Raw genomic sequence first — 22,973 nt, forward strand, 5'->3', positions numbered from 1 at the left:
CAAAATTTTCTTCTAAACCATCAATTTACTGCCAATTTCTCGGAATATGAATTTTTTATTATGTCAGATATTACATTTTAGTATTCTGCCAACTTTTTAAGCTTTGCTTTAATTCTTTCTTTTGGCAAAAAGTTTAGCTCCAAATCAGCATTAAAAGGAACTGGCGTATCTAGGCTTCCTTCCCTCATTACCGGCGCATCTAATGCTTCGAAGCAATTTTCACTGATCCAAGCTGCTATTTCTCCGCTAATGCTTCCTGTTAAACAATCTTCATTACAGATTAATACTTTCCCTGTTTTTAAAACACTCTTTTCAACCGTTTCGCTATCCCAAGGCAGCAACGTTCTTAAATCAATCAACTCAACAGATAAATCAGACAAATCATTCATTGCTTCCTTTGCCCAATGCACTCCCATGCCGTAAGTAATAATGGTGATGTCTGTTCCTTCATTGATAATATTGGCTTTACCGATTTCTACGGTATAATAATCATCCGGAATTTCATCAGTTAAAGAACGGTACAGTGCTTTATGCTCAAAATACATCACTGGATTTGGATCTTCTATGGCTGCAGTCAACAAGCCTTTTGCTTCATAAGGATTGGAAGGGAAAACGATTTTCAATCCGGGAGTGTGAAAAAACCAGGCCTCATTTGATTGAGAATGAAATGGGCCTGCTGCTACTCCTGCTCCAGTTGGCATTCTTACCACTACATCAGCATTTTGCCCCCAACGATAATGTGATTTGGCGAGATTGTTTACAATTTGGTTAAACCCGCAAGTTACAAAATCAGCAAATTGCATTTCAATTACTGATTTTTGCTTTTTAATGCTCATACCCAAGCCAATTCCAATAATAGCAGATTCACAAAGGGGTGTATTGCGGATTCTATCTCTACCAAATTGATCAATAAATCCTTCAGTGATTTTGAAAACTCCTCCGTAATCAGCAACATCCTGTCCCATTATCACTAATTCAGGATGTTTTTCAAATGATTGCTTTAATCCATCCGAAATAGCATCTACATATCTTTTAGAGCTTTTCTTTTCTGATTTTGGAGGGATAGGTTTTGTGTCATTAGGCAAAAACAAATCAGCCAATTGTTGTTCCGTGTTTACTTCAGGATAAATATCCTCACCAGCAAGTTTTAATCCTTTATTTATATTGGCTTTAATCTCAGCTCTTAAATCATCTATCTCTTCTTGAGAAATGACTTTTTCTTTTAATAGAAATCTCTCGTAATTATCGACAGGGTCTTTTTTAGCCCATTTGTCAAATAACTCCTGTGGGACATATTTTGTGCCCGAAGCTTCTTCGTGACCTCTCATTCTGAAAGTCATAGCTTCTATTAAAATGGGCTTAGGATTTTTTCGAATTTTTTTAGCGGCTGTATCCACTGCATGAAAAACATCCAAGATATTGTTTCCATCAACTTTAATAGCTTCCATGCCATAGCCAGGACCTTTATCTACGAAGTTTTTGAATTTGAATTGTTCACTGCTCGGAGTAGAAAGGCCATATCCATTATTTTCTATCATGAATATAACAGGCAGATCCCAAACAGCGGCAACATTTAATGCTTCGTGGAAATCACCTTCGGAACTTCCTCCGTCTCCGCTAAAAACAAGAGTTGCTTTATTTTCATTGCTCAATTTATTGGCTAGTGCAATTCCATCTGCAACACCTAATTGCGGGCCTAAATGTGAAATCATTCCAACAATATGAAATTCATTTGTTCCAAAATGAAAGGAACGGTCTCTCCCTTTGGTGAAACCTTGCATTTTCCCTTGAAATTGGGAGAACAATCTGTTAAGGGGGATTTCCCTAGTTGTAAATACACCAAGATTTCGGTGCATAGGTAGAATGTATTCGTCATTTTCAAGAGCAGCAGCGGAGCCTACTGAAATTGCTTCTTGCCCGATTCCTGAAAACCACTTGCTAATTTTGTTTTGCCGAAGTAAAATCAACATTTTCTCTTCTATCATTCGGGGCAACAAAATCTGCTTATAAAGGTTAATCAGTTGTTTGTCGGATAATTTTTTTCTATTGAATTGCATGAAAAAATACCTTAAGTAAAGGCTTTAGAGGTTTAAGTTTAGTTTTTAAATTACTGTTTCTATCTTTGGGTTTCCTAAAAAAATCGGAAATTATTATCCAACAAATTTAAAGTAATGGTCTTATCTGCAAAAGCCATTATATTTTTTATTTTTGATTCACACATTAGCTTATGATAAAATATAATTCTTTTACACTTGATAATGGTTTGCATGTATTCGTACATGAGGACAAAAATACACCATTAGCGGTTGTTAACCTACTTTATGATGTAGGATCAAGAGATGAGAAGCCAGATAAAACAGGTTTTGCTCATTTGTTTGAACACTTGATGTTTGGTGGATCAAAAAATATTCCTAATTATGATGAGCCGCTTCAAAGAGTTGGTGGAGAAAACAATGCATTTACAAGTCCTGATGTTACGAATTACTATATAACCCTGCCTGCTCAGAATATTGAAACTGCTTTTTGGCTGGAATCTGACCGTATGCTATCTCTTTCATTTGACCCAAAAGTGTTAGAAAATGAAAAAAGCGTGGTGATTGAGGAGTTCAAGCAGCGTTATTTGAACCAGCCTTATGGCGACTTATGGTTGAAGATGCGACCCTTAGCTTATGACAAGCATCCTTATCAATGGGCTACAATCGGAAAGGAGATTTCACATATCGAAAATGCTACTATGGATGATGTAAAGGATTTTTTCTTTACACATTACAGACCCAATAATGCTTACTTAGTAGTAGCTGGAAATGTTGAAACAGAACAAATTAAAGAATTGGCAATAAAGTGGTTTGGAGATATTCCATCAGGAGAAAAACGAGAGCGAAAATTACCAGTTGAGCCAAAGCAGGAAAATGCTAAGTTTTTGGAAATTGAAGCGGACGTTCCTGTTGATGCTTTATATAAAGCTTATCACATGCCAGCCAAGACGGACGAAAAGTATTATGCTACGGATTTGATGAGTGATGTTTTGGGAAGAGGGAAGTCCAGCAGGTTGTATAAGAAATTAGTCAAAGAAGCTGGTGTTTTTTCAGGTCTGGCAGCCTATGTGACGGGTTCAGTGGATCCTGGACTATTGGTGATAAGTGGTCAGGTTTCATCTGGCATTAGTTTGGAAAATGCTGATAAAGCTGTCCAACAGATTATTAAAGAATTACAGGAAGAAGAAATAGCCAATAAGGAATTGGAAAAAGTTAAGAATCAGGCTATTTCCACCACCGTTTATGGCGAAGTTGATATTTTGAATCGAGCAATGTCTATAGCTTTTGGAGCAGCTATGGGGAATCCTAATTTGGTTAATGAAGAAATAGATTTAATCAAATCAGTAAGTACGAAAGACATTCATATAGCCTCAGAAGAAATATTGAGAGACGAAAATTGTTCTACTATTTATTATAAAGCAAAGAAATGAACTTCAGGATAGGATATGGTTATGATGTGCACCAATTAGCAGAAGGTGAAGAATTTTGGTTGGGTGGAATAAAGCTGGATTACCATAAAGGTGGAGTAGGACATTCCGATGCCGATGTGTTAATCCATGTGATTTGTGATGCCTTATTAGGTGCTGCAAATCTTCGTGATATTGGATTTCATTTTTCTGATCAGGATGCTCAGTACAAAGGCATAGATAGCAAAATTTTGTTGGAAAGAACCGTTGCTTTACTGAGAGAAAAAGGATACGAAATAGGGAATTTAGATGTCACAGTTGGTTTACAAAAGCCTAAAATCAATCCTTTAATTCCTGAGATGAAAACCGTTTTGGCAAAAGTAATGAAGATAAGTGAAGAAGATTTATCCTTAAAAGCGACCACCACAGAGAAGTTAGGGTTTGTTGGTAGGGAAGAAGGGGTGGATGCACATGCAGTGGTATTGATTTATAAAGTAGAGCATCAAGGCGATTTAGATCAATAATTATGGATAAAATCAAAATTATTACTACTGAAGATGGTTCTCATTCCCTTTACCATGAAGGTTTAAAAGAAACCTATCATTCTTTCCATGGTGCCTTACAGGAATCTGTTCATGTTTTTATTGAAAAAGGATTGCGTTTTTGGCGAACAAAATCCGGTTTACCTAAAGAAGTAAACATATTCGAAGTGGGTTTTGGAACTGGTTTAAATGCTTTGCTTGCAGCTCAGTTTGCAATAGAAAATGAAGTAAAAATCGATTTCACTACTATTGAGCCTTATCCATTGGATATGGAGATTATAAATCAGTTAAACTATGTGTCGTCAATTGGTGAAGATAATTTAAAAATCGTTTTTGAAGAATTACATAAATGTGAATGGGGAAAGAAGGTGGAAATTAATCCGTATTTTGCCATTAATAAAATCAAAACGAAGCTTGAAGATGTTGAATCAGAGGAAAGATTTGATGTGCTCTTTTTTGATGCTTTTGCCCCAAGCAAACAAGCAGAATTATGGACAGCTGAATTAATGCAAAAATGTTTTAATTTACTGAAAGATGGTGGTGTATTTACTACCTACAGCGCCAAAGGGCAATTAAAAAGAGATTTGAAATCCGTAGGTTTTGAAGTGGAAACTTTACCTGGCCCTCCAGGGAAGAAAGAAATGGTGAGAGGAATTGTGAATTAGAGTCATTTCATAAAAGTTTTTAAATTTAGAGTATGAAAATGATTAGAAAGCCAACATTTGCAGGTAAAATACAGGAGAAAGATGAGAGAGATATTCGTTTTTGGGCGTATGAAAAAACAGCTGAGGAACGAATTCAAGAGGCTTGGAGATTACATTGTGCAAACCATAATATAGATCCTGTAAATGTGAAATTGGACAGAACCAAAATGAGAGCTTGGAAACACGATGCTTAATATATTTAATGCTGATTTTAAAGAATATATTCAAACTTTAAATAAATATAAAGTTAGTTATTTATTGGTTGGAGGATTAGCAGTTAACGTATATGGTTATCGTAGATCAACTGGAGATATGGATGTTTTTGTGAAGGCTGATTCTGAAAATCATAAAAGAATGAGAAAAGTTCATTCAGAATTTGGGATGCATATGGGAGAAATGGAAGTGGAGGAATTTTTTGTAGATAACGATAGATATGATGTTTTTACATTTGGAGTGAGTCCTGTTCAAATAGATATAATGACTAAATGTAAAGGATTAAAATTTGATGAAGCATTTGATGCTTCAAAAATTGTTAATATCGAAGGAGTGGATGTAAGGGTTGTGAGTAAGCATGATTTGATTGTAGCAAAACAAGCTTCTGATAGAACTAGAGATAGGGCTGATATTGAGGAATTGAAGAAATTAAAAGATAATCTCTAAAAATCTTTACTACCATTTTTCTGTTAAATTAATGCTCATCAAATTATTGTTATTAAATTCATGCCATGGATTTAAGACTTTTCTTTAGCCCCGTTCCCGAGGAGATTTTTTCCGATATCAAAAAACAGGGAAGCTTCTACAAAAATATTCAAGTCTATCAGGAGAGATTTCCGGATTATAAGAGTGCAGATATCGCCTTGATTGGTATTTCTGACAAAGGCACTAATGAGGAAAATGCCGGAACAGCAGGTAGCGCAGATGCCTTGAGAAAAAAGCTTTATCGACTATCAAAAGGATCTGGTACATACAATATTGTGGATTTAGGAAATATTTCTGAAGCCATTGATACCGAGCAAACTTTTGGAAGAGTTCAGGAAGTTTGTCATGCCTGTATCGAAAATAACGTATTACCCATTCTTATCGGTGGTTCACATGACATGAGCTTTGCGCAGTACCTCGCTTACGAGGAAATGGAAAAACTCATCAGTGTATTAAATATAGATGCATTTTTAGATATGGAGGATAAAGATTCTCCTGCCAATCAACAGCATGTACAAAAAATGCTGATGCATCAGCCCAATTATCTATTTAATTATAGCCACCTGGCTTATCAGACTTATTTGGTTAATCCTCAAGCAATCACTACACTAGAAAAGCTATATTTTGAAGCTCATCGAATTGGGGCATTGCGCCATGATATCAAAGAAATGGAACCTGTAATTCGTCAGGCAGATATGATGAGTTTTGATTTGTCAGCCATTAAGTCCTCTGATTTCCCGGGATCCGCTCAAGCCCAACCTTTTGGCCTTACTGGAGAAGAAGCCTGTCAATTATGCTGGTATGCAGGAATTAATGAAAAATTGAGTGCTGTAGGCTTCTATGAATTTGATGTCTCTAAAGATGATCAATCCAGTAAGTCAGCAGCAGTTTTAGCTACCATGATATGGTATTTTATCGAAGGGTTTTATAACAGAAAAGAGTCAAGGGATTTCCGTTCTAATGACTATATGAAATATGTGGTTTCAATGCCAATGGAACCAGAAATTTTGACTTTCTATAAAAGTAATTTTATAGAAAAGTGGTGGATGGAAGTACCAAACCCTTCAGGGAATAATCGTTTCAATAGGAACACCATTGTTCCATGTAGTTATTCGGATTATCAACAAGCCTTAAAGGGAGAATTACCTGAAAGATGGATAGTAATGCATTCCAAACTTTTTTAAAATTTAGGCGTACTATTGATTTATGAAAAACTTTTTAGGGATTACATTATTTTCTATCATAATATCTGCCTGCAATCCTGCAGATAAATCTCCAGAACAACATATTCAAAATGCTGTAGAGCAGCATGGAGGCGATGCCTATGCAACAGTGGATGTGGACTTTCAATTTAGAGACAAGTTTTATTCCCTCAATCGTTTAGGTGAACAATTTAAATATGAAAGGATCTTTGAAGATTCTCTTGGTAATAGAATCAATGATATTTTAGATAATGATGGTTTCAAAAGATTGATTGGGGGAGAAAAAGTTGAATTGTCACCAAAAGATTCTGCCGCCTATGCAAATTCTGTGAATTCGGTACATTATTTTGCATTACTGCCTTATAATCTGCAAGATGAGGCTGTCATCGCACATAATAAAGAAGATGTATTAATTCAAGGGCAGCCGTATAAAACCATTGAAGTCAAGTTTAAACAAGAAGGTGGAGGAACTGATTACGAAGATGTTTTCATGTTCTGGTTTAATGCTGAGACTTACGATATGGATTATTTTGCTTATTCATATCAAACAGAAGGAGGTGGCGTCCGCTTTCGAGAGTCTATAAATAAAGAGCAAGTCGATGGTGTTATTTTTCAGGATTACAATAATTTCAAAGCTAAAAAGGGGACAGAGTTAGCGAACTTGCCTGTAATGTTTGAAAACGGTGAATTGGAATTGTTGTCTAAAATTATTTTGGAATTTGATGTTGAGGCTTTATGATTGTTTCAAAACCACGAATTAATACGGTATTCGCTCTAAGTATTTTTCTAGTCCTTGTTTTTGGCTCTTTTTTTCTTTTACTAGATAGTCTATTAAAAAGTGAATCATTTTTCATTGTTAAACTGATTTTAACTCCTGTCACATTAGTAATTGCTTTATTGGTTTTGGGTAAGCTATTAGCCGCCATTAAAATTGTTAAGGCAGGGAACAACAGATTGAATATATTTTTTCCGATTAGTCGAAGTCGAATAGATTTGCCATTAAGTGAAATAAGAGGCTGGAGGGAAGATGTTGTGAAAACCAAACAAGGGGAATTCAAAGAAACCAAGATTCTTTACGGCAAGAAAAAAGTTATTAAACTTTCGAATAAAGAGAATACTGAATACGATAAATTAGTGAAATACCTTAATCAAAAAGCAAAAAAGCAGAAAGCAGGCGGATGATTTTTCACACATGCTACTAGTATAAGAATCACTTAATTTAATCACGAAAGAGTTAAAAATCATGGCTATTTCCTTCATAAGCCCCAAATGAATCTACCTATAAGTTTGACAAAGTCATATGTTTAGCTAAATTCGGCTTGTTTTAAAACCAAATAAGACATTTATGGCGGAAAAAGTTGAAGAGTTTAGTAGTAGGTGGAGTATAATACTAGCTTCATTAGGAATGGCAATTGGTGCCGGAAACCTATGGCGTTTCCCAAGAATTGCTGGGGAATATGGAGGTACTTTTATTATACTCTGGATGTTATTTCTTTTAGTATGGTCCATTCCTTTATTAATGGCTGAATTGGCTTTGGGTAAACATTACCAGAAAGGGACTTTAGGTTCTTTGGGTAATTTAGCGGGAAAGAAATTCAATTGGATGGGAGTTTTTATCACCATTGTAACGCTGGGAATTGCCTTTTACTATTCAGTAGTTACGGGATGGTCACTCCGATATTTTATCCTCAATACAGAAAGTTTGATTGGCTATCTTTTTGGTTCTGGTGAATTGAACACAAAAATTGGTGAAACTGACTTTATGAATACATTCTGGTCAGGCCTATCCAACTCCAGTTGGGTAGCAGTTGTTTGTTATATGGTCACCATTTTGGCTGCTATTTGGGTATTAAGTAAAGGAATTAAGAATGGATTGGAAAAGGTAAATAAGCTATTGATCCCAACTTTATTCATCCTATTGATGGTAGTTTCTGCTTTTGCCTTAAATATGGAAGGAGGTTATCAAGGATTAGAGTATCTTTTCACCATTGATCCTGAAGGTTTTTCGAATCCTACTATTTGGATTGAAGCCATAACGGATTCCGCCTGGAGCACTGGTGCAGGTTGGGGATTAATGATTACCATTGGTTCTTTCTCTAATAAACGAGAAGATGTTACACTGAATACTTTTTTAGGTGCTTTTGGAAATAATACTGCAGCTCTTTTAGCCGCTATGGCAATTTTGCCAGCAGTATTTGCTATGTCAGCTACTCCTGAAGGCGCTATGGATTATCTCCATTCAGGTAGCCAAGCGTTGACCTTTACGGTGATCCCACAGTTGTTTGCGCAAATGCCAGGAGGGCCGATTTTATCCTTCATTTTCTTTGGGGCTTTTCTAATGGCGGCCTTTAGTTCATTACTGCCTATGATGCAATTACTGATCAAAAACTTAACAGATTATACGCTAACTAGAAAGCAGGCTGCTTTTGTGGCTGGTGCATGTTGTTTCATTATTGGTTTTCCATCAGCCTATTCCTTAGATGTATTTAAAAACCAAGACTGGGTTTGGGGATTAGGATTACTGGTAAGTGGTATTTTTATTGCTTTCTTAATTATCAGATATGGGCCAACTAAATATAAAAAGGATTTTATTGATGAAAGCTCCGATTTCACTGTGGCTAATTGGTATTTCAAAATTATGGTCTATGCCATTTTCCTGTTCGGACTTTTCCTTGTGTATTGGTGGATGAGTCAAGGCTATAGTGATTATCCTTGGTTTGATGCAGAAGGGAACTGGAATGTGATGGACGTTTACAGTAATGCCAGTATCGTAACCCAATGGGGAATTGCATTAGTAATTGCAATAGTATTTAATGGATGGTTTTACAAAAAATTTGTTAGAAAATGATGAGTACTGAAGCAATAATCGGAATGGTAGTTTGTTTGACTATTACCTTAGGAGGCTTTATAGTTCTAGTGCTAAAGGCACTTTCAATGGATAAGAAAAAAGAAGAGGAATAGAAATCTCTAGAAACTAAAACTTATAAAAAGGGGAATCGATCGGTTCCCCTTTTATTTTTTCAGCTCCAAAAATTCTTTGACCACTTTTTTAGGTAGTACGTGATAGCCGTTAATTGGCTTTAAGTTTTCATGCTTATCTGTCGGTCTGAGATGAACATGATATCCATCCAATTCTTCAATAGCAATCATATCATCAACTTCATATAGATCATCTTTATGAACTTCATCATATCCCTTCAATAATTTTTCTTTGGCTCTTTTCTTTATTTCAGTAGCTAACCTGCCCACCAGAAAGGTATTGGCATGATGCTCCATGAAATCACCCTTCTTGTATGCACCCAGATTTATGAAAAATAATTTTTTGTCCTTTTCAAGGCTTTTTTCCTTTTGCAAGCTAATTTCATATCCATCTACGACATTCAATTCCATATATGAATCGATATGCATCTTCTCAGGCAGCCCAAACCATTTTTCGAGTAATTGAAAATAGCAATCCTCTATAGTGGTGCCAACAGTAAACACCACATCATGCAGTTCAGTATTAGATTTTTCTGCTGAGCCGCCCAAGACGACTGCATACAATTTTAATGAGTTCATTTTTTTAAATCTTTGTGTAAATTCAATAACTATTCAATGCGAATCAAGTTTAGCAAAGGTAAACTAAATTAAAAATAAAAATATGGCAGAAATAACATTAGGCGGAAATCCGTCAAACACAGTAGGAAACTTACCTTCAAAAGGCCAAAACGCCCCTGATTTCAAACTGGTAAAAACAGATATGTCCGAAGTTTCACTTTCAGATTTTAAAGGAAAAAACGTGATTTTAAATATTTTCCCAAGTGTTGATACTGGTGTTTGCGCTACGTCTGTAAGAAAATTTAATGAAGAAGCAGCTGCATTAGATAATACAGTTGTTTTATGTATTTCAAAAGATTTACCTTTTGCGCAAGCTAGATTTTGCGGAGCCGAAGGAATAGAAAATGCTATTCCAGTCTCAAATTTCAGAAATGATAGCTTTGGGCAAGATTACGGAGTTGAAATCCTAGATGGAGGATTCAAAGGTCTAAATGCTAGAGCCGTGGTAGTAGTCAATCCAGAAGGAGAAGTGATCTATAATCAATTGGTTCCTGAGATCGGAAATGAGCCTGATTATGAGAAAGCATTGGAGGTTGTTAAGTGATAATATATCCAGTAAATTGGATCAAAAAAAGGCTCGGAAATTAATTTCCGAGCCTTTTTAATACTATTGTTTTCTTAGAATTTATTAATCTTGAATTAAAACCTCTATTTCAATATAATCATTAGTTTCAATCCCTGGTTCAATAGTAATTACTTTAAATACACCGTATAAACCATCTTTGTTGTTTGGATCAAGTTGAAATGCAACAACATCTCCTACTTCAAGATTGGTGATGGTTTCACCTTCATTTACATTATCTTCTCTGTTCCAAACTGTCTCTAAATCAGCAGATGTACTTAAACCTAGGTATTCCTCATCGCTTATTGTAGTTAATTTAAATTCAGTTGCATTTCTGGTGTTCCAATCGTCAATATTAATACCAGCCAAATTATAGGCATTAGGAGACGCAATACTTGCAAAGTCACTATTTGCTCCATAGTAGTAACCAAAATCTACATCTGAGGAATTTGGTGCTGACGCTGAATTGACTTCCGCTTCAGTAACAGTTTCACCTAAATTAGTAGAAAACCACGTGTTTGTGCTTCCATCACCTGCAGGAGCGTAAACAAGAATATCAGTATATGAAACTAATGGGCTAGAGCTTTCAATTACTTCAAAACTTGCTTCTGTATTTGTGGTTGATTGGTTCTCCCTGTCAATCAAAGTAACTTCCACATCAATTATAGAACCAGCTGAATTCTCAGGTGCGGTTAAAGTAAAATTCAATGAACCAACAGAATCTTGTGCACTAAAACCTAATTCCGATTCCGTGAAAGTGGTATCTAAAGCAGTACTACCGTCAACTAATACTACATATTGAACTTGGCCAATTTTTCCAGGGGCTTCCCATTCATAGGAGAGATCTACATCTGTCCCTTCTGCATATTCAGACTCCAGTTCACTTGTTAATGAAAGAGTAGGAGCATTTATTGGAGTTTCCTCACCATTTTCAGGATCACAAGCTGTAAATAATAGTGTTCCAGCAGCAGCTAACATCAATCCATTTCTCAAAAATTTTTTCATAACCTTTTTTTCTTGTTTAATTTTTACAAAAAATATATTAAATAATCCTATATCTGGATTTGTTTCCAGATAATTTAAAGACCCATTTTACAGGTGAAGGGTTGTGTCAAAACGAAAAAAATATTTTTTTATTTGATGATTTAATGTTTTCCATTTTAATATTGTTAAATTTATTTTTAATATTGAAATGTGTAATTATTTGTTTTATAGCTAGTTACTTGCTTCTGGTTTGAGTAAAAGCTTAACTATATGTAATAAAAAAAAATTTTTTTAGGTATTTCAATTAATTTATATAACTTTATTGATAGAATTTTAAGTAATTAATTTTAACTTGCTTGAAGTTTCGTTGTACTTTTACAAAGAATTGTTAATATTTCGAATTAGAAAACTAAATTTACCATCACTAAAAAACTGAATTATGGCAGAGAATAACCAAAGCATCTTTGACATGATAAACCAATATGGTCCTTACGTAGGTATGGCCATCATTGGGATAGCCGTCTTACTTGTTTTATTATACTACTTAAGGTTAGGAACCTTAAAAGAGTTTAAACAAAAATATGATTACATTAATAAAAATGAAATCGATGTTTTATGGCGATCTGCTGTAATTATATTGATTGGTGCTGTTATTTGGGTTAATTCCCTTTTTGGTGAAACTGAATTTTTATGGCTAGCTGTGAAAGTTTTTGTTTCTGCGATGTTAGCGCTTATCATTGGTGTAATTATCCAAAATGTACTAAGGTTTTATTTCCCTTTCTACATTGAGAAACGTCTTAAGAAGTTAAGATATACTCCAAGAATTTCTCCTAAAACTGGAAAGCCAATGAAGCTTTTAAGTGAGGAAGAAGAAGATGTTTACCTAGACGAAGGTATGCAAGCAGAGGAGGATATTTTCTCAGTTGATTATGATGTTTGGGTGGATGAAGAAACTGGGTATACAAAAATTGAGAAATATTCTGGTCACCTGCATGCATTGCAATGTTCAGAATGTAACTACCAAACGCTTAAAGTTGTGAAGGAAGAGATCATTAAATCTCCTACTGTAACTGAAGATGGTGAGCTAATGAAATATTTCAAATGTTCTTACTGTGGACATAAGGCCAGAAAGACTTTCCATATTGCGAAGCTCAAAGAGCCTAGTGAGGAAACCTCAACTTCTGATAGCTCAGCCTCTGCATAAGAATTGAAAGTGAATAAATAGTATGAAGCCAATCAGACATCCTGATTGGCTTTTCTTTTTTATAAGGTTTTTAAAACTGAATACAGATGTTCTTAGGCTCAGTAAAAAACCGCAAGGCTTCAAGTCCGCCCTCTCTGCCTAAACCACTGTTTTTCATACCGCCAAATGGAGTTCTTAAGTCTCTATTCATCCAGCAGTTGACCCAAACAATGCCTGTTTCAATTTGAGCTCCTATTCGATGTGCTCTCGATAAGTCGGTAGTCCAGATGGTAGATGCTAAACCATACTCGCTCTCATTAGCAAGGACAAGAGCTTCTTCCTCACCCTCAAATCTACTTAGACTGACTACTGGGCCAAATATTTCTTCTTGGTTAGTTCTACACTGGATTGGTAAATTTTCAAAAACATGTGGTCTTAGAAAATACCCCTGCTTATTATTTCCTTCTAATTCAAAAGCTTCATCTCCACATAGCAATTGCCCGCCCTCTTCTTTAGCTAAAGCTATATAGTTTTTTACTTTTTCTAAATGCTGAGAGGATACTAAAGCTCCCATATTATTTGATTGGATTAATGGATCCCCTACTTTTAAAGCTTTTACTTTGTCAATGAATCTAGCTTTAAAGTCCTCGTAAATTGAATCTTCAATATAAATTCTAGATGCACACAAACAGATTTCACCCTGATTAGTAAATGAGGCTCGAACTAAGCCTTCTACTGTTTTGTCTAGGTCACAGTCGGCAAATACTAATGCTGGATTTTTACCGCCTAATTCTAGAGAAACCTTTCGAAACATAGGCGCTGAAATCTCAGCAATTTTTCTTCCTGTTGCTGTTCCGCCCGTAAAGGAAACGGCTTTAATTTTCTTGTTTTGGACGATGGCATTTCCTATTTCTGGGCCAGTTCCGTGCAAAATATTTAAAACTCCTTTTGGTAAACCAGCTTCTACGCATATTTTACTGAACAAATAGGCAGTATAGGGAGTGATTTCAGATGGTTTGGCTATTACACAGTTTCCAGATGCTAATGCTGGAGCTATTTTCCAAGTAAATAGATAAAGCGGTAAATTCCATGGTGAAATACAGGCCACCACACCAAGAGGCTTTCTTAAACTGTAATTAATGGAATCTTTTCCTGCGTGTGATTCACTGCTAAATTGAGTAATTGCATGGGCAAAGAACTCCATATTAGAAGCTGCTCTAGGTATATCGACCGTTTTTGCCAACTGAATAGGCTTGCCCGTATCCATGCTTTCAGCCATTGCCAGTTCTTCTAAATTCTCCTGGATAAGTTCAGCTATTTTCATCAAATAGTCGGCTCTTTCTTTAGCTGATAATCCACTCCATTCTTTAAATGCTTTTTCTGCTGAAGTTATTGCATCTTGTAAATCTTCTTCATCTGACAGTGGGATTTTGGCAAATATTTCTGCTGTTGCAGGATTTACATCATCTAAATAATCAGACGAATGAGGAGGTTTTAATTCTCCATTGATATAATTGGCTATCATTTCCATATCAAATGCAGTCTAATCGCCCTCCATCCACAGGTAAATTAACTCCATTTATATAAGATGCCTTTTCTGAAGCTAAAAACAGTACGGCATCCGCTACTTCATGAGGTTCTGCAAATCTACCAGCAGGAATTTTGGATTGCATATCTTTGCTAACTTCATCTAAACTTTTGCCACTTGATTTGCTTTTGCTTTGAATTAATCCTTCCAGTCTGCCGGTCATTGTAGCACCTGGTAAAACGTTATTTACTGTAATGCCAAAAGGCCCCAATTCATTGGAAATGGTTTTGGACCAACTTGCGACTGCTCCTCTAACCGTATTGGAAATGCCTAAATTAGGAATGGGCTGACGAACGGAAGTAGAGATTATATTAATTATTCTCCCATATTCTTCCTTTTTCATTTGCGGGATTACGGCTTGTGCTAAATATTGATTACAAATCAGATGTTGCTGAAATGCAATGATATAATCTTTACCCAATGCCTCATGCGCTTGCCCAGGGCTCGGTCCTCCAGTGTTATTGATTAATATATCAACTTGATGTTTAGCGCAATATTCTAATGCTAGTTCACGCAAAGATTCTGGGTGGCAGTAATCAGCAACTAAAATATGATGATTTTGATTATTGTTTGCTAATTCATTCTGAGTGGCTTCTAATTTAGCTTTATCCCTAGCGATAAGGGTTACGTTTGCACCTTCTTTAGCAAAAGCATGCGCAATGGCTTTTCCAATTCCTGCTGTGCTTCCACCAACCATTATTCTTTTTCCCAATAAATTTAAATCCATTTTAATTATTTTTATAGATGAATATAGTCATCTGTTAATATTATATTTCTGATTTTAAACTCCGTCTTAACCCATATTATTCATAAAAAAGTTATGAATAATGACGATAATCAATTGATTATGTCAGGTTAAACCCAGACATTTATAAAAACTACATAGCCCAAATTTGGGTATTTTAACTTTTATATTTCAACATGAAAATAAAAATGTAATTAACTAATTTTAAATTTTTTATAAATCGTCTGTCCTTCGGACGAAAAATTCAAATAAATTTTTCGGGTTAATTTCACTAAATTTAGAGGATTAACAAAATCAATTAACAGATAAGACTGTTTTAAGCTTTATAAAACTGGAAAACGATGGCAATTAAAAAACCTTTTAACTTAACAAAGTGGGTGGAGGAAAACAGAGATTTGTTAAAACCACCAGTAGGGAATAAGAACTTATATACTGAAGCGGGTGATTATATCGTAATGATTGTTGCTGGCCCAAATGCCCGTAAAGATTATCACTTCAATGAAACTGAAGAGCTTTTTTATCAATTAGAAGGAAATATTTCCGTAAAAATTCAGGAAGATGGCAAAGCAGTTACCATGGATTTAGGTCCTGGCGATATGTTTTTGTGCCCTGCTAAAACACCTCACAGTCCTATCCGAAAAGAAGGTTCAATAGGGCTGGTTGTAGAAAGAATCCGAAAGGGAACTGACATGAAAGACGGTCTGCTGTGGTTTTGCGATAACTGTAATCATAAATTGCATGAGACTTATTTTCCTTTAGTGGATATAGAGAAAGATTTTCAACCTCGATTCAAAGAGTTTTACGCTTCTGAGGATTTGCGCACCTGCAATAATTGTGGACATATAATGGAAACTGATCCAAGATTTGTGTAATGGAAAAAGTAGCAGACATAGCAACAAAAAGACCATTAAAGGTTGATATACATACGCATATTTTGCCAAAAAACTGGCCAGATCTGCGTGAGCGATATGGTTATGGTGGCTTCATTCGTTTGGAGCATCATAAACCTTGTTGTGCACGCATGATGATGGATGACAAGTTTTTCAGGGAAGTAGAAGATAATTGTTGGGACCCTAAAACACGAATGCACCAATGTGATCATCATAATGTAGATGTACAGGTTCTTTCTACAGTTCCTGTGATGTTTAGCTATTGGGCAAAGCCAGCAGATGCACTAGATTTATCCATGATGCTGAATGATCATATTGCTGGAATTGTTGATAAATATCCTGATAGATTTATTGGTTTGGGAACTCTTCCTATGCAAGCCCCTGATTTGGCCATTAAGGAATTGGAGCGATGCGTTAATCAATTAGGTTTGGCCGGGGTTCAAATCGGATCACATATTAACGACTGGAATTTAGAAGCCCCAGAGGTTTTTGCAGTTTTTGAAGCAGCTCAAGATTTAGGAGCTTCTATTTTTGTTCATCCTTGGGATATGATGGGAAAAGACCAAATGCCCAAATATTGGTTGCCTTGGTTGGTGGGCATGCCTGCAGAAACCTCAAGAGCAATTTGTTCTATGATTTTCGGTGGCGTTTTTGAAAAACTTCCTGACTTGAAAGTGGCTTTTGCACATGGAGGAGGTTCTTTTCCTGCAACTATCGGTAGAATAGGGCACGGCTTTGATGTGCGCCCAGATTTATGTGCCATTGATAATCCTCATCATCCTAGTAAATATTTAAAGAAGTTTTATGTGGATTCTTTAGTTCATGATCCTTCCACTTTAGAATATTTGATTAAAACCATGGGAGAGGATTTTATTGCTTTGGGAACCGATTATCCATTTCCATTGGGTGAACTAGAGCCTGGGAAGATCATTGAGACAAGTAATTTCACAAATGAGCTAAAATCAAAACTTCTGGGTCAAAATGCTTTAAAATGGTTGGGCTTACACCAAGAAGAATATGCAGGGCATTGAACAAGAATTTTTCATTGATACTAAAATTGGGAAGCTTTTAATTGGAGTTTCTCAAAATAAAATTTCCAAAATTTCTTTTAATCAACCAAACAATAGCCTTAAAGGAATAAAACCTAAAGTAGTCACTACTTTAGAAAACCAATTATTAGAATATTTCAACGGACACAGGAAAACGTTTCAGATTGAATATTCTTTAACAGGAACAGAATTCCAGAAAGAAGTTTGGCAAAAATTGCTCGATATTCCCTTCGGAAGAACGATAAGCTATGGTAAATTAGCAGCTCAATTGGGAGATGTTAAAAAAATTAGAGCAGTTGCTAATGCAGTAGGTAAAAATCCAATTCCCATTGTAATTCCTTGTCACAGAGTGGTGGGGATGCATGGGAATTTAACCGGGTATATTGGTGGATTAGCAAACAAGAAGTTTTTAATAGAATTGGAATCAAACAGGCAACTAGGCTTATTTTAAATACTTCTAATTTGAAGAGTTAACAATTATAATCCATAAACGACTATACATTAATTCAAGGAATGGCAGAAAATTATCAGAATACGCTTGAGTATGCGCAGAAAATGGATCAAGAGGATCCTTTAAAGAAATATAGAAATGAATTTCATATTCCAATTATTGATGGGCAGCAAGTAATTTATTATACAGGTAATTCTTTAGGACTTCAACCCAAAAGAACTCGCTCTTTTATAGAAAAGGAAATGAAAGATTGGGAGCTTTTTGGAGTAGAAGGACATTTCAATAAGAAAAAGGAAAACATCTGGTATAAATATCATGAATATGGAAAAGATGCCATAGCAGAAATAGTGGGTGCAAAGCCTATTGAAGTGGTGCCAATGAATAATTTAACAGTCAATCTTCATCTTCTATTAGTTTCTTTTTATCGGCCTACAGCTAAAAAATTCAAGATTATAGTTGAAAAAGGCGCTTTTCCATCCGATCAATATGTGTTCGAATCTCAATTAAACTTCCATGCATTTCATGGTGGGCAAAAATTATTTGATCCTCAAGAAGCTTTAGTGGAAATTGCTCCTAGAGAAGGAGAGGATACCTTAAGAACTGAAGATATAATTGCCACTATTGAAGAGCACCAAAATGAACTATGCCTTGTGATGATGGGTGGTTTGCAGTATTATACCGGCCAATTTTTCGATTTGAAAAAGATTACAAAAGCAGCGCATAAGGTAGGAGCTTATGCTGGGTTTGACTTGGCACATGCTGCTGGAAATATCGAATTAAAACTCCATGATTGGGATGTGGATTTTGCTTCTTGGTGTACCTATAAGTATTTAAACTCTGGACCGGGAAATGTCTCAGGAGTTTACGTTCATGAACGTTTTGCAAATGATAAAAGTCTTCCTCGGTTTGCAGGTTGGTGGGGACATGATGAAAAAGAGCGCTTCAAAATGGAAAAAGGCTTTATCCCAATGGAGGGAGCTGATGGCTGGCAGTTGAGTAATACCAATGTACTAGGACATGCAGCCCATTACGCATCTTTAGAGATTTTTAAAGAAGTGGGCATGAAAGCACTAAGAAAGAAAAGTGTATTGTTGACGGGCTATCTTGAGTTTTTAATCAATGAATTCAATAAGCAAGAGAAGATATTTGAAATTCTTACACCAAAAGAGCCAGAAAACAGAGGTTGCCAATTATCCTTATATTTATTGAAATATGGGAAGCCATTATTCGATGAATTAATGAAAAGAGGTGTATTGGGAGATTGGCGTGAACCTGATGTGATTCGTTTAGCGCCAGTTCCATTATACAATACTTTTGAAGAGCAATATCTATTTATAGAAAAGCTTAGAGAAGCAGTAGAAGCCTTAAAATAAACTGATTTTGAAGAAAGAAATTAAACATATCGGAGTTTTGGGTGCAGGTTTAGTAGGTGCACTCTTGAGTATTTACTTAAGGAAAAGGGGGTATAAAGTAAGTCTCTATGAAAAACGGGACGATATGCGAAAGTCTTCTGCAGATTCTGGCCGCTCGATTAATTTGGCTTTAAGTCGAAGAGGAATTAAGGCTTTGGAAGATATAGGTGTAATTGAAGAGGTTGAAAAAATCATGCTTCCGATGGAAGGAAGGATGATGCATAGCCAAGATGGTGAGCTGACTTTTCAAGCATACGGTAAGGAAGGGCAATATATTAATTCTGTTTCGAGAGGAAATTTGAATAAGATTTTATTGGAAAAAGCAGAAGCAGCAGGAGTTGAAATCAAATTCGAGCATACTTGTAAATCTGTTGATTTGGAAGGAACTAGTGTGACTTTTAAAACTCCTGATGCAGAAAAAACCATGCAATTTGATCTACTTTTTGGATCTGATGGGGCATATTCCAAAATGCGTCAAGCTATGGTGAAAAAAGATAGATTCAATTACGAGCAATATTATATCCCCCATGGTTATAAAGAACTTTCTATTCCGCCCAATGAAGATGGTGATTTTGCAATTGCTCCCAATGCTTTGCACATATGGCCAAGAGGGCAATATATGTTGATTGCTTTGCCTAATTTAGATAAAAGCTTTACCTGTACTTTGTTTTTTCCATTTGAAGGTCAACCGTCTTTTGAAAGTTTGCAAACTCCTCAGCAAGTCTTGAATTTTTTCAAAAATACCTTTCCTGATAGTTTACCCCATTTAAAAAATATTCAAGAGGAATATTTCGAAAATCCAACTTCCTCACTAGTTACTGTTAAATGCGAACCTTGGGTCAAAAATAATTGTGTCCTTATTGGTGATGCCGCGCATGCTATAGTGCCTTTTTACGGGCAGGGAATGAACGCAGGTTTTGAGGATTGCTATGAGCTCAATTTGTTGTTGAATAGGCATGCGGATGACTGGGAGATGACCTTGGATGAATATCAAGAACTGCGTAAAAAGGATGGAGATGCCATAGCAGATTTAGCATTACATAATTTTGTAGAGATGCGAGACTTAGTGGCAGATGATAAATTCTTAGTTCAAAAGAAAATTGAAGCCAAACTACATGAAAAGTTTCCGAAGAAATGGATGCCACTTTATTCTATGGTGACTTTCAGTGATTTGCGTTATTCCGAGGCTTTTGAAATAGGGAAAAAACAACAAAGCATAATGGATGATGTAATGCAAAGACCAGCTATTTTGGAAAATTGGGAAAGTATTGATTTAGAAGAGATTGTCCGAAAATTAGAAGAATAGGATATTTTCTTTAAAACATAATTTGTTTATTCCGTTTCTATTAGAGAACTAAATCTAAATAGTAATGGCATATACAATAAAAATTACCAATGTGCTTTCCCTAACGCACAATGTTAAGCAGATTACAACCGAAAAACCAAAAAATTACCAATTCACTCCAGGCCAAGCCACAGAAGTAGCCATCAACAAAAAAGGATGGAAAGAAGAAAAAAGACCTTTCACTTTCACCTCTCTTCCAGAAGATAAACATTTAGAATTTGTTATTAAAACCTACCATGACCATGAAGGTGTTACTCATGAAATTGACAGCCTTCAGGAAGGAGATGAATTGATCATTGATGATGCCTGGGGAGCTATTGAATATAAAGGAACTGGAACCTTCATTGCTGGTGGTGCTGGTGTAACTCCTTTTATAGCAATATTCAGAAATTTGGAGAAGAAAGGTGAAATCGGTGAAAATAAGTTGATTTTTTCCAATAAAAGAGGGGACGATGTTATTTTGGAATCTTATTTTAATGATGTTTTAGGTGATAATTTCATTTCTACCCTTACACATCAAAATATTGAAGGGCATGAAAATAAGTTGGTAGACATGGATTTCCTGAAAAAGCATTTAGAAGATTTTACGCAGCATTTTTATGTGTGTGGTCCTGATGCAATGGTGAAAGACATCAGCAAGCACTTAGAAATGTTAGGAGCGAGTCCTGAAGCAATAACTTTTGAAAAATAAACGAAAATATAATTATGAATATATTAATAAGCGGTGCAGATGGAAATTTGGGAAGTGCGGTAGTACAAAAATTAAAATCAGAGGGGCATAAAATCTATGGTCTTTTTGGTAAAAAAGAAAATGCCAAAAATTCGGAAGAAGGCTTTAAAAAAGAATTAATTGATTTAACGAATCCAAAAGCTGCATCAGATGTAGTTGATGCCGCTAATAAGGCTTACGGAGAAATCAATGGTGCCGTTTTGACAGTTGGTGGTTATGCTGGAGGAGGAATAAAAGATGTAACCATTGATGATATTCATGGCCAAATCAAACTTAATTTTGATACAGCTTTTAATTTAGTAAAGCCATTATTAGAAAAAATGCCTAAGGGTAGTCAACTGTTTTTGATTGGAGCTAAACCGGTTTTGTCAGCCAATGAATTAAAAAATGTAGTTTCTTATGGATTGGCAAAACAGTTAGTTTTCAGCTTAGCTGATATTATCAATGCAGATTTTTCCGAGCATGGAATTAGTGCACATGTAATAGTGCCAAGTATTATTGATACACCCCCAAACAGAGAAGCAATGGCAGATATGAATTTTGATGATTGGGTAAAACCTGAGCAAATAGCAGAGACTATTTCTTTTTATTTGCAACATCCTGAATTAAGAGCAGGGGTAATAAAAGCCTATGGTAAGATGTAAAGTGATTGTCTCAAAAGTTATTATAGCTTTTGAGACAATTGTTATTTTATGATTTCAATAAATTTCTTATTCCCAATAAAGCAATAACACTTCCCGCCACCAGTGAGGTGTAGTACCATGCTTCACTCATGCGATAGGCATCTTCTTCCAGTAAATCATTAACTTTTTCTCCTATAGATGCATTTGGACTATGGTCTATTGCCCAATAAATTACAAATGCTCCAATTGCGACTAATATAATTCCGCTTAAAAGTCCTTTTTTCATAATTTAAAAAATAATTGATTTATGCAATTTAATGAAAATATATAGAATTCTTGGACTCAAATTAGTGTCTGTTTTTTAAACTATTTAAATTTATCCTATATTTATATTAACAGACCACAACTAATTTTTTGAGCTTACGATTAGCCTAATAGATATGTCTAAGAAAGTTAAAAATATACCGTGTGATTTATGCCTTAGTAGGCGAAAATCAATGTTCAATGGACTTCCTAATGATGCATTATGTGCATTAAGTGAGCATAAAAGTACTTTGGCGCACAATAAAGGTCAAGTCCTTTTTTTAGAAGGTACACAGCCGATGGGTTTATTTTGCATTAGTGAAGGCAAAGTAAAAATCTATAAAACTGATGATTCCGGCAGAGAACAAATTGTACGTTTAGCTCAAGAAGGGGATTTTTTAGGTTATAGAGCTTTACTTTCTGGTGAAAACTATAATTCTTCTGCGACCATTCTTGAAAATGCAAAAGTTTGTTTTATTCCTAAAAGCAGTTTTACAGAGCTCATTTCCAAAGACCAAGGTTTCCAAAATCGATTGATGCAAGCTGTTTGTCATGATTTGGGAATTATGGAACAAAAGATGGCTGATATGGCAAATAAAACGGTTAGACAGCGATTAGCTACTACCTTGTTAATGTTAAAAAGCTCATACGGGGTAGATGGCGATCAAAAAACGGAAATAGATATTGCATTAACAAGAGAAGATTTAGCCAAAATCGTTGGGACTGCTACAGAAACACTTATTAGGTTGTTGTCTGATTTCAAGAAAGACGGATTGATTGACCTCAACGGCAAAAAGATAAGTGTCTTAGATGAGAGAGCCTTGGCAAAAGAAATTGACCTTTTCGCATAAGCATCTAATTTTTCCATAATCTCTGAACTAATATCACATCATTAGGCTTATGTCTGCTGATTATTGTAATT

The 22,973-nt window shown here is 35.4% G+C and carries 25 protein-coding genes; 19 read left to right on the plus strand and 6 right to left on the minus strand.

Going from position 1 to position 22,973, the window contains the following annotated elements; translation table 11 throughout:
• Window positions 1–77: 77 nt before the first annotated feature.
• Window positions 78–2,057, minus strand: a complete 1,980-nt coding sequence (locus tag FTRAC_RS14075; protein ID WP_013454936.1) for an alpha-ketoacid dehydrogenase subunit alpha/beta — start codon at window positions 2,055–2,057, stop codon at window positions 78–80.
• A 170-nt stretch (window positions 2,058–2,227) separates the two neighbouring features.
• On the opposite strand from FTRAC_RS14075, the gene FTRAC_RS14080 reads away from it, so the two are divergent.
• The 9 genes from FTRAC_RS14080 (at window position 2,228) to FTRAC_RS14120 (ending at window position 9,437) form a co-directional block, all read left to right on the plus strand.
• The gene (locus FTRAC_RS14080) at window positions 2,228–3,466 is read left to right on the plus strand and encodes a M16 family metallopeptidase (protein WP_013454937.1); all 1,239 of its coding nucleotides are present in this window, start codon (window positions 2,228–2,230) and stop codon (window positions 3,464–3,466) included.
• Window positions 3,463–3,966, plus strand: coding sequence for a 2-C-methyl-D-erythritol 2,4-cyclodiphosphate synthase (gene ispF, locus FTRAC_RS14085; RefSeq protein WP_013454938.1), 504 nt, complete (start codon window positions 3,463–3,465; stop codon window positions 3,964–3,966). The genes FTRAC_RS14080 and ispF overlap by 4 nt, the downstream gene beginning before the upstream one ends.
• 2 nt (window positions 3,967–3,968) lie before the next feature.
• Entirely contained in the window at window positions 3,969–4,649 is a 681-nt protein-coding gene (gene mnmD, locus FTRAC_RS14090; RefSeq protein WP_013454939.1) for a tRNA (5-methylaminomethyl-2-thiouridine)(34)-methyltransferase MnmD, read from the plus strand.
• 32 nt (window positions 4,650–4,681) lie between these two features.
• Window positions 4,682–4,882, plus strand: coding sequence for a hypothetical protein (locus tag FTRAC_RS14095; protein ID WP_013454940.1), 201 nt, complete (start codon window positions 4,682–4,684; stop codon window positions 4,880–4,882).
• On the plus strand, window positions 4,875–5,348 hold the full coding sequence (locus FTRAC_RS14100; RefSeq protein ID WP_013454941.1) for a nucleotidyltransferase: 474 nt from the start codon (window positions 4,875–4,877) through the stop codon (window positions 5,346–5,348). Before FTRAC_RS14095 ends, FTRAC_RS14100 begins: the two co-directional genes overlap by 8 nt.
• 65 nt (window positions 5,349–5,413) lie before the next feature.
• Window positions 5,414–6,571 (plus strand): formimidoylglutamase, encoded by a 1,158-nt coding sequence (locus FTRAC_RS14105; RefSeq protein WP_013454942.1) that lies wholly within the window; start codon window positions 5,414–5,416, stop codon window positions 6,569–6,571.
• Between the two features lie 22 nt (window positions 6,572–6,593).
• On the plus strand, window positions 6,594–7,328 hold the full coding sequence (locus tag FTRAC_RS14110) for a DUF6503 family protein (protein ID WP_013454943.1): 735 nt from the start codon (window positions 6,594–6,596) through the stop codon (window positions 7,326–7,328).
• Entirely contained in the window at window positions 7,325–7,771 is a 447-nt protein-coding gene (locus tag FTRAC_RS14115) for a hypothetical protein (RefSeq protein WP_013454944.1), read from the plus strand. The genes FTRAC_RS14110 and FTRAC_RS14115 overlap by 4 nt, the downstream gene beginning before the upstream one ends.
• Window positions 7,772–7,934: 163 nt before the next feature.
• Entirely contained in the window at window positions 7,935–9,437 is a 1,503-nt protein-coding gene (locus FTRAC_RS14120; protein ID WP_013454945.1) for a sodium-dependent transporter, read from the plus strand.
• Between the two features lie 164 nt (window positions 9,438–9,601).
• On the opposite strand, the gene FTRAC_RS14125 is transcribed toward FTRAC_RS14120, so the two are convergent.
• The gene (locus FTRAC_RS14125; RefSeq protein ID WP_013454947.1) at window positions 9,602–10,147 is read right to left on the minus strand and encodes a DUF1543 domain-containing protein; all 546 of its coding nucleotides are present in this window, start codon (window positions 10,145–10,147) and stop codon (window positions 9,602–9,604) included.
• 82 nt (window positions 10,148–10,229) lie between these two features.
• Between FTRAC_RS14125 and tpx the strand changes: the two genes are divergently transcribed.
• Complete coding sequence (gene tpx, locus FTRAC_RS14130) at window positions 10,230–10,730, plus strand: thiol peroxidase (RefSeq protein ID WP_013454948.1); 501 nt, start codon at window positions 10,230–10,232, stop codon at window positions 10,728–10,730.
• Window positions 10,731–10,814: 84 nt separating this feature from the next.
• On the opposite strand, the gene FTRAC_RS14135 is transcribed toward tpx, so the two are convergent.
• Window positions 10,815–11,753: a hypothetical protein gene (locus tag FTRAC_RS14135; RefSeq protein WP_013454949.1), complete on the minus strand. Its 939-nt coding sequence runs from the start codon at window positions 11,751–11,753 to the stop codon at window positions 10,815–10,817.
• A gap of 418 nt (window positions 11,754–12,171) precedes the next feature.
• Between FTRAC_RS14135 and FTRAC_RS14140 the strand changes: the two genes are divergently transcribed.
• Window positions 12,172–12,936 carry a hypothetical protein gene (locus FTRAC_RS14140; RefSeq protein ID WP_013454950.1) on the plus strand — a complete coding sequence of 255 codons (765 nt, stop codon included), beginning with the start codon at window positions 12,172–12,174 and terminating at the stop codon, window positions 12,934–12,936.
• 70 nt (window positions 12,937–13,006) lie between these two features.
• Here the strand turns inward: FTRAC_RS14140 and FTRAC_RS14145 are convergent, their stop codons facing one another.
• Window positions 13,007–14,446 carry an aldehyde dehydrogenase gene (locus FTRAC_RS14145; RefSeq protein WP_013454951.1) on the minus strand — a complete coding sequence of 480 codons (1,440 nt, stop codon included), beginning with the start codon at window positions 14,444–14,446 and terminating at the stop codon, window positions 13,007–13,009.
• Between the two features lies 1 nt (window position 14,447).
• On the minus strand, window positions 14,448–15,230 hold the full coding sequence (locus tag FTRAC_RS14150; protein ID WP_013454952.1) for an SDR family oxidoreductase: 783 nt from the start codon (window positions 15,228–15,230) through the stop codon (window positions 14,448–14,450).
• Between the two features lie 359 nt (window positions 15,231–15,589).
• On the opposite strand from FTRAC_RS14150, the gene FTRAC_RS14155 reads away from it, so the two are divergent.
• The 7 genes from FTRAC_RS14155 to FTRAC_RS14185 all read left to right on the plus strand — a co-directional run bounded on the left by FTRAC_RS14155 (window position 15,590) and on the right by FTRAC_RS14185 (window position 21,769).
• A complete protein-coding gene (locus tag FTRAC_RS14155; RefSeq protein WP_013454953.1) occupies window positions 15,590–16,120 on the plus strand; it encodes a 3-hydroxyanthranilate 3,4-dioxygenase in 531 nt (176 codons plus the stop codon).
• A complete protein-coding gene (locus tag FTRAC_RS14160) occupies window positions 16,120–17,169 on the plus strand; it encodes an amidohydrolase family protein (protein ID WP_013454954.1) in 1,050 nt (349 codons plus the stop codon). The genes FTRAC_RS14155 and FTRAC_RS14160 overlap by 1 nt, the downstream gene beginning before the upstream one ends.
• Complete coding sequence (locus FTRAC_RS14165; protein ID WP_013454955.1) at window positions 17,156–17,638, plus strand: methylated-DNA--[protein]-cysteine S-methyltransferase; 483 nt, start codon at window positions 17,156–17,158, stop codon at window positions 17,636–17,638. Before FTRAC_RS14160 ends, FTRAC_RS14165 begins: the two co-directional genes overlap by 14 nt.
• Before the next feature lie 62 nt (window positions 17,639–17,700).
• Window positions 17,701–19,011: a kynureninase gene (gene kynU / locus FTRAC_RS14170; RefSeq protein WP_013454956.1), complete on the plus strand. Its 1,311-nt coding sequence runs from the start codon at window positions 17,701–17,703 to the stop codon at window positions 19,009–19,011.
• 7 nt (window positions 19,012–19,018) lie between these two features.
• On the plus strand, window positions 19,019–20,356 hold the full coding sequence (locus tag FTRAC_RS14175; protein WP_013454957.1) for an FAD-dependent oxidoreductase: 1,338 nt from the start codon (window positions 19,019–19,021) through the stop codon (window positions 20,354–20,356).
• Between the two features lie 64 nt (window positions 20,357–20,420).
• The gene (locus FTRAC_RS14180) at window positions 20,421–21,086 is read left to right on the plus strand and encodes an FAD-binding oxidoreductase (protein ID WP_013454958.1); all 666 of its coding nucleotides are present in this window, start codon (window positions 20,421–20,423) and stop codon (window positions 21,084–21,086) included.
• A 14-nt stretch (window positions 21,087–21,100) separates the two neighbouring features.
• Complete coding sequence (locus FTRAC_RS14185; protein ID WP_013454959.1) at window positions 21,101–21,769, plus strand: SDR family NAD(P)-dependent oxidoreductase; 669 nt, start codon at window positions 21,101–21,103, stop codon at window positions 21,767–21,769.
• A gap of 46 nt (window positions 21,770–21,815) precedes the next feature.
• On the opposite strand, the gene FTRAC_RS14190 is transcribed toward FTRAC_RS14185, so the two are convergent.
• Entirely contained in the window at window positions 21,816–22,034 is a 219-nt protein-coding gene (locus FTRAC_RS14190) for a hypothetical protein (RefSeq protein ID WP_013454960.1), read from the minus strand.
• A gap of 154 nt (window positions 22,035–22,188) precedes the next feature.
• Between FTRAC_RS14190 and FTRAC_RS14195 the strand changes: the two genes are divergently transcribed.
• Window positions 22,189–22,902 (plus strand): Crp/Fnr family transcriptional regulator, encoded by a 714-nt coding sequence (locus FTRAC_RS14195; protein WP_013454961.1) that lies wholly within the window; start codon window positions 22,189–22,191, stop codon window positions 22,900–22,902.
• Window positions 22,903–22,973: the final 71 nt, after the last annotated feature.

Source organism: Marivirga tractuosa DSM 4126 (assembly GCF_000183425.1).
Lineage (GTDB): Bacteria > Bacteroidota > Bacteroidia > Cytophagales > Cyclobacteriaceae > Marivirga > Marivirga tractuosa.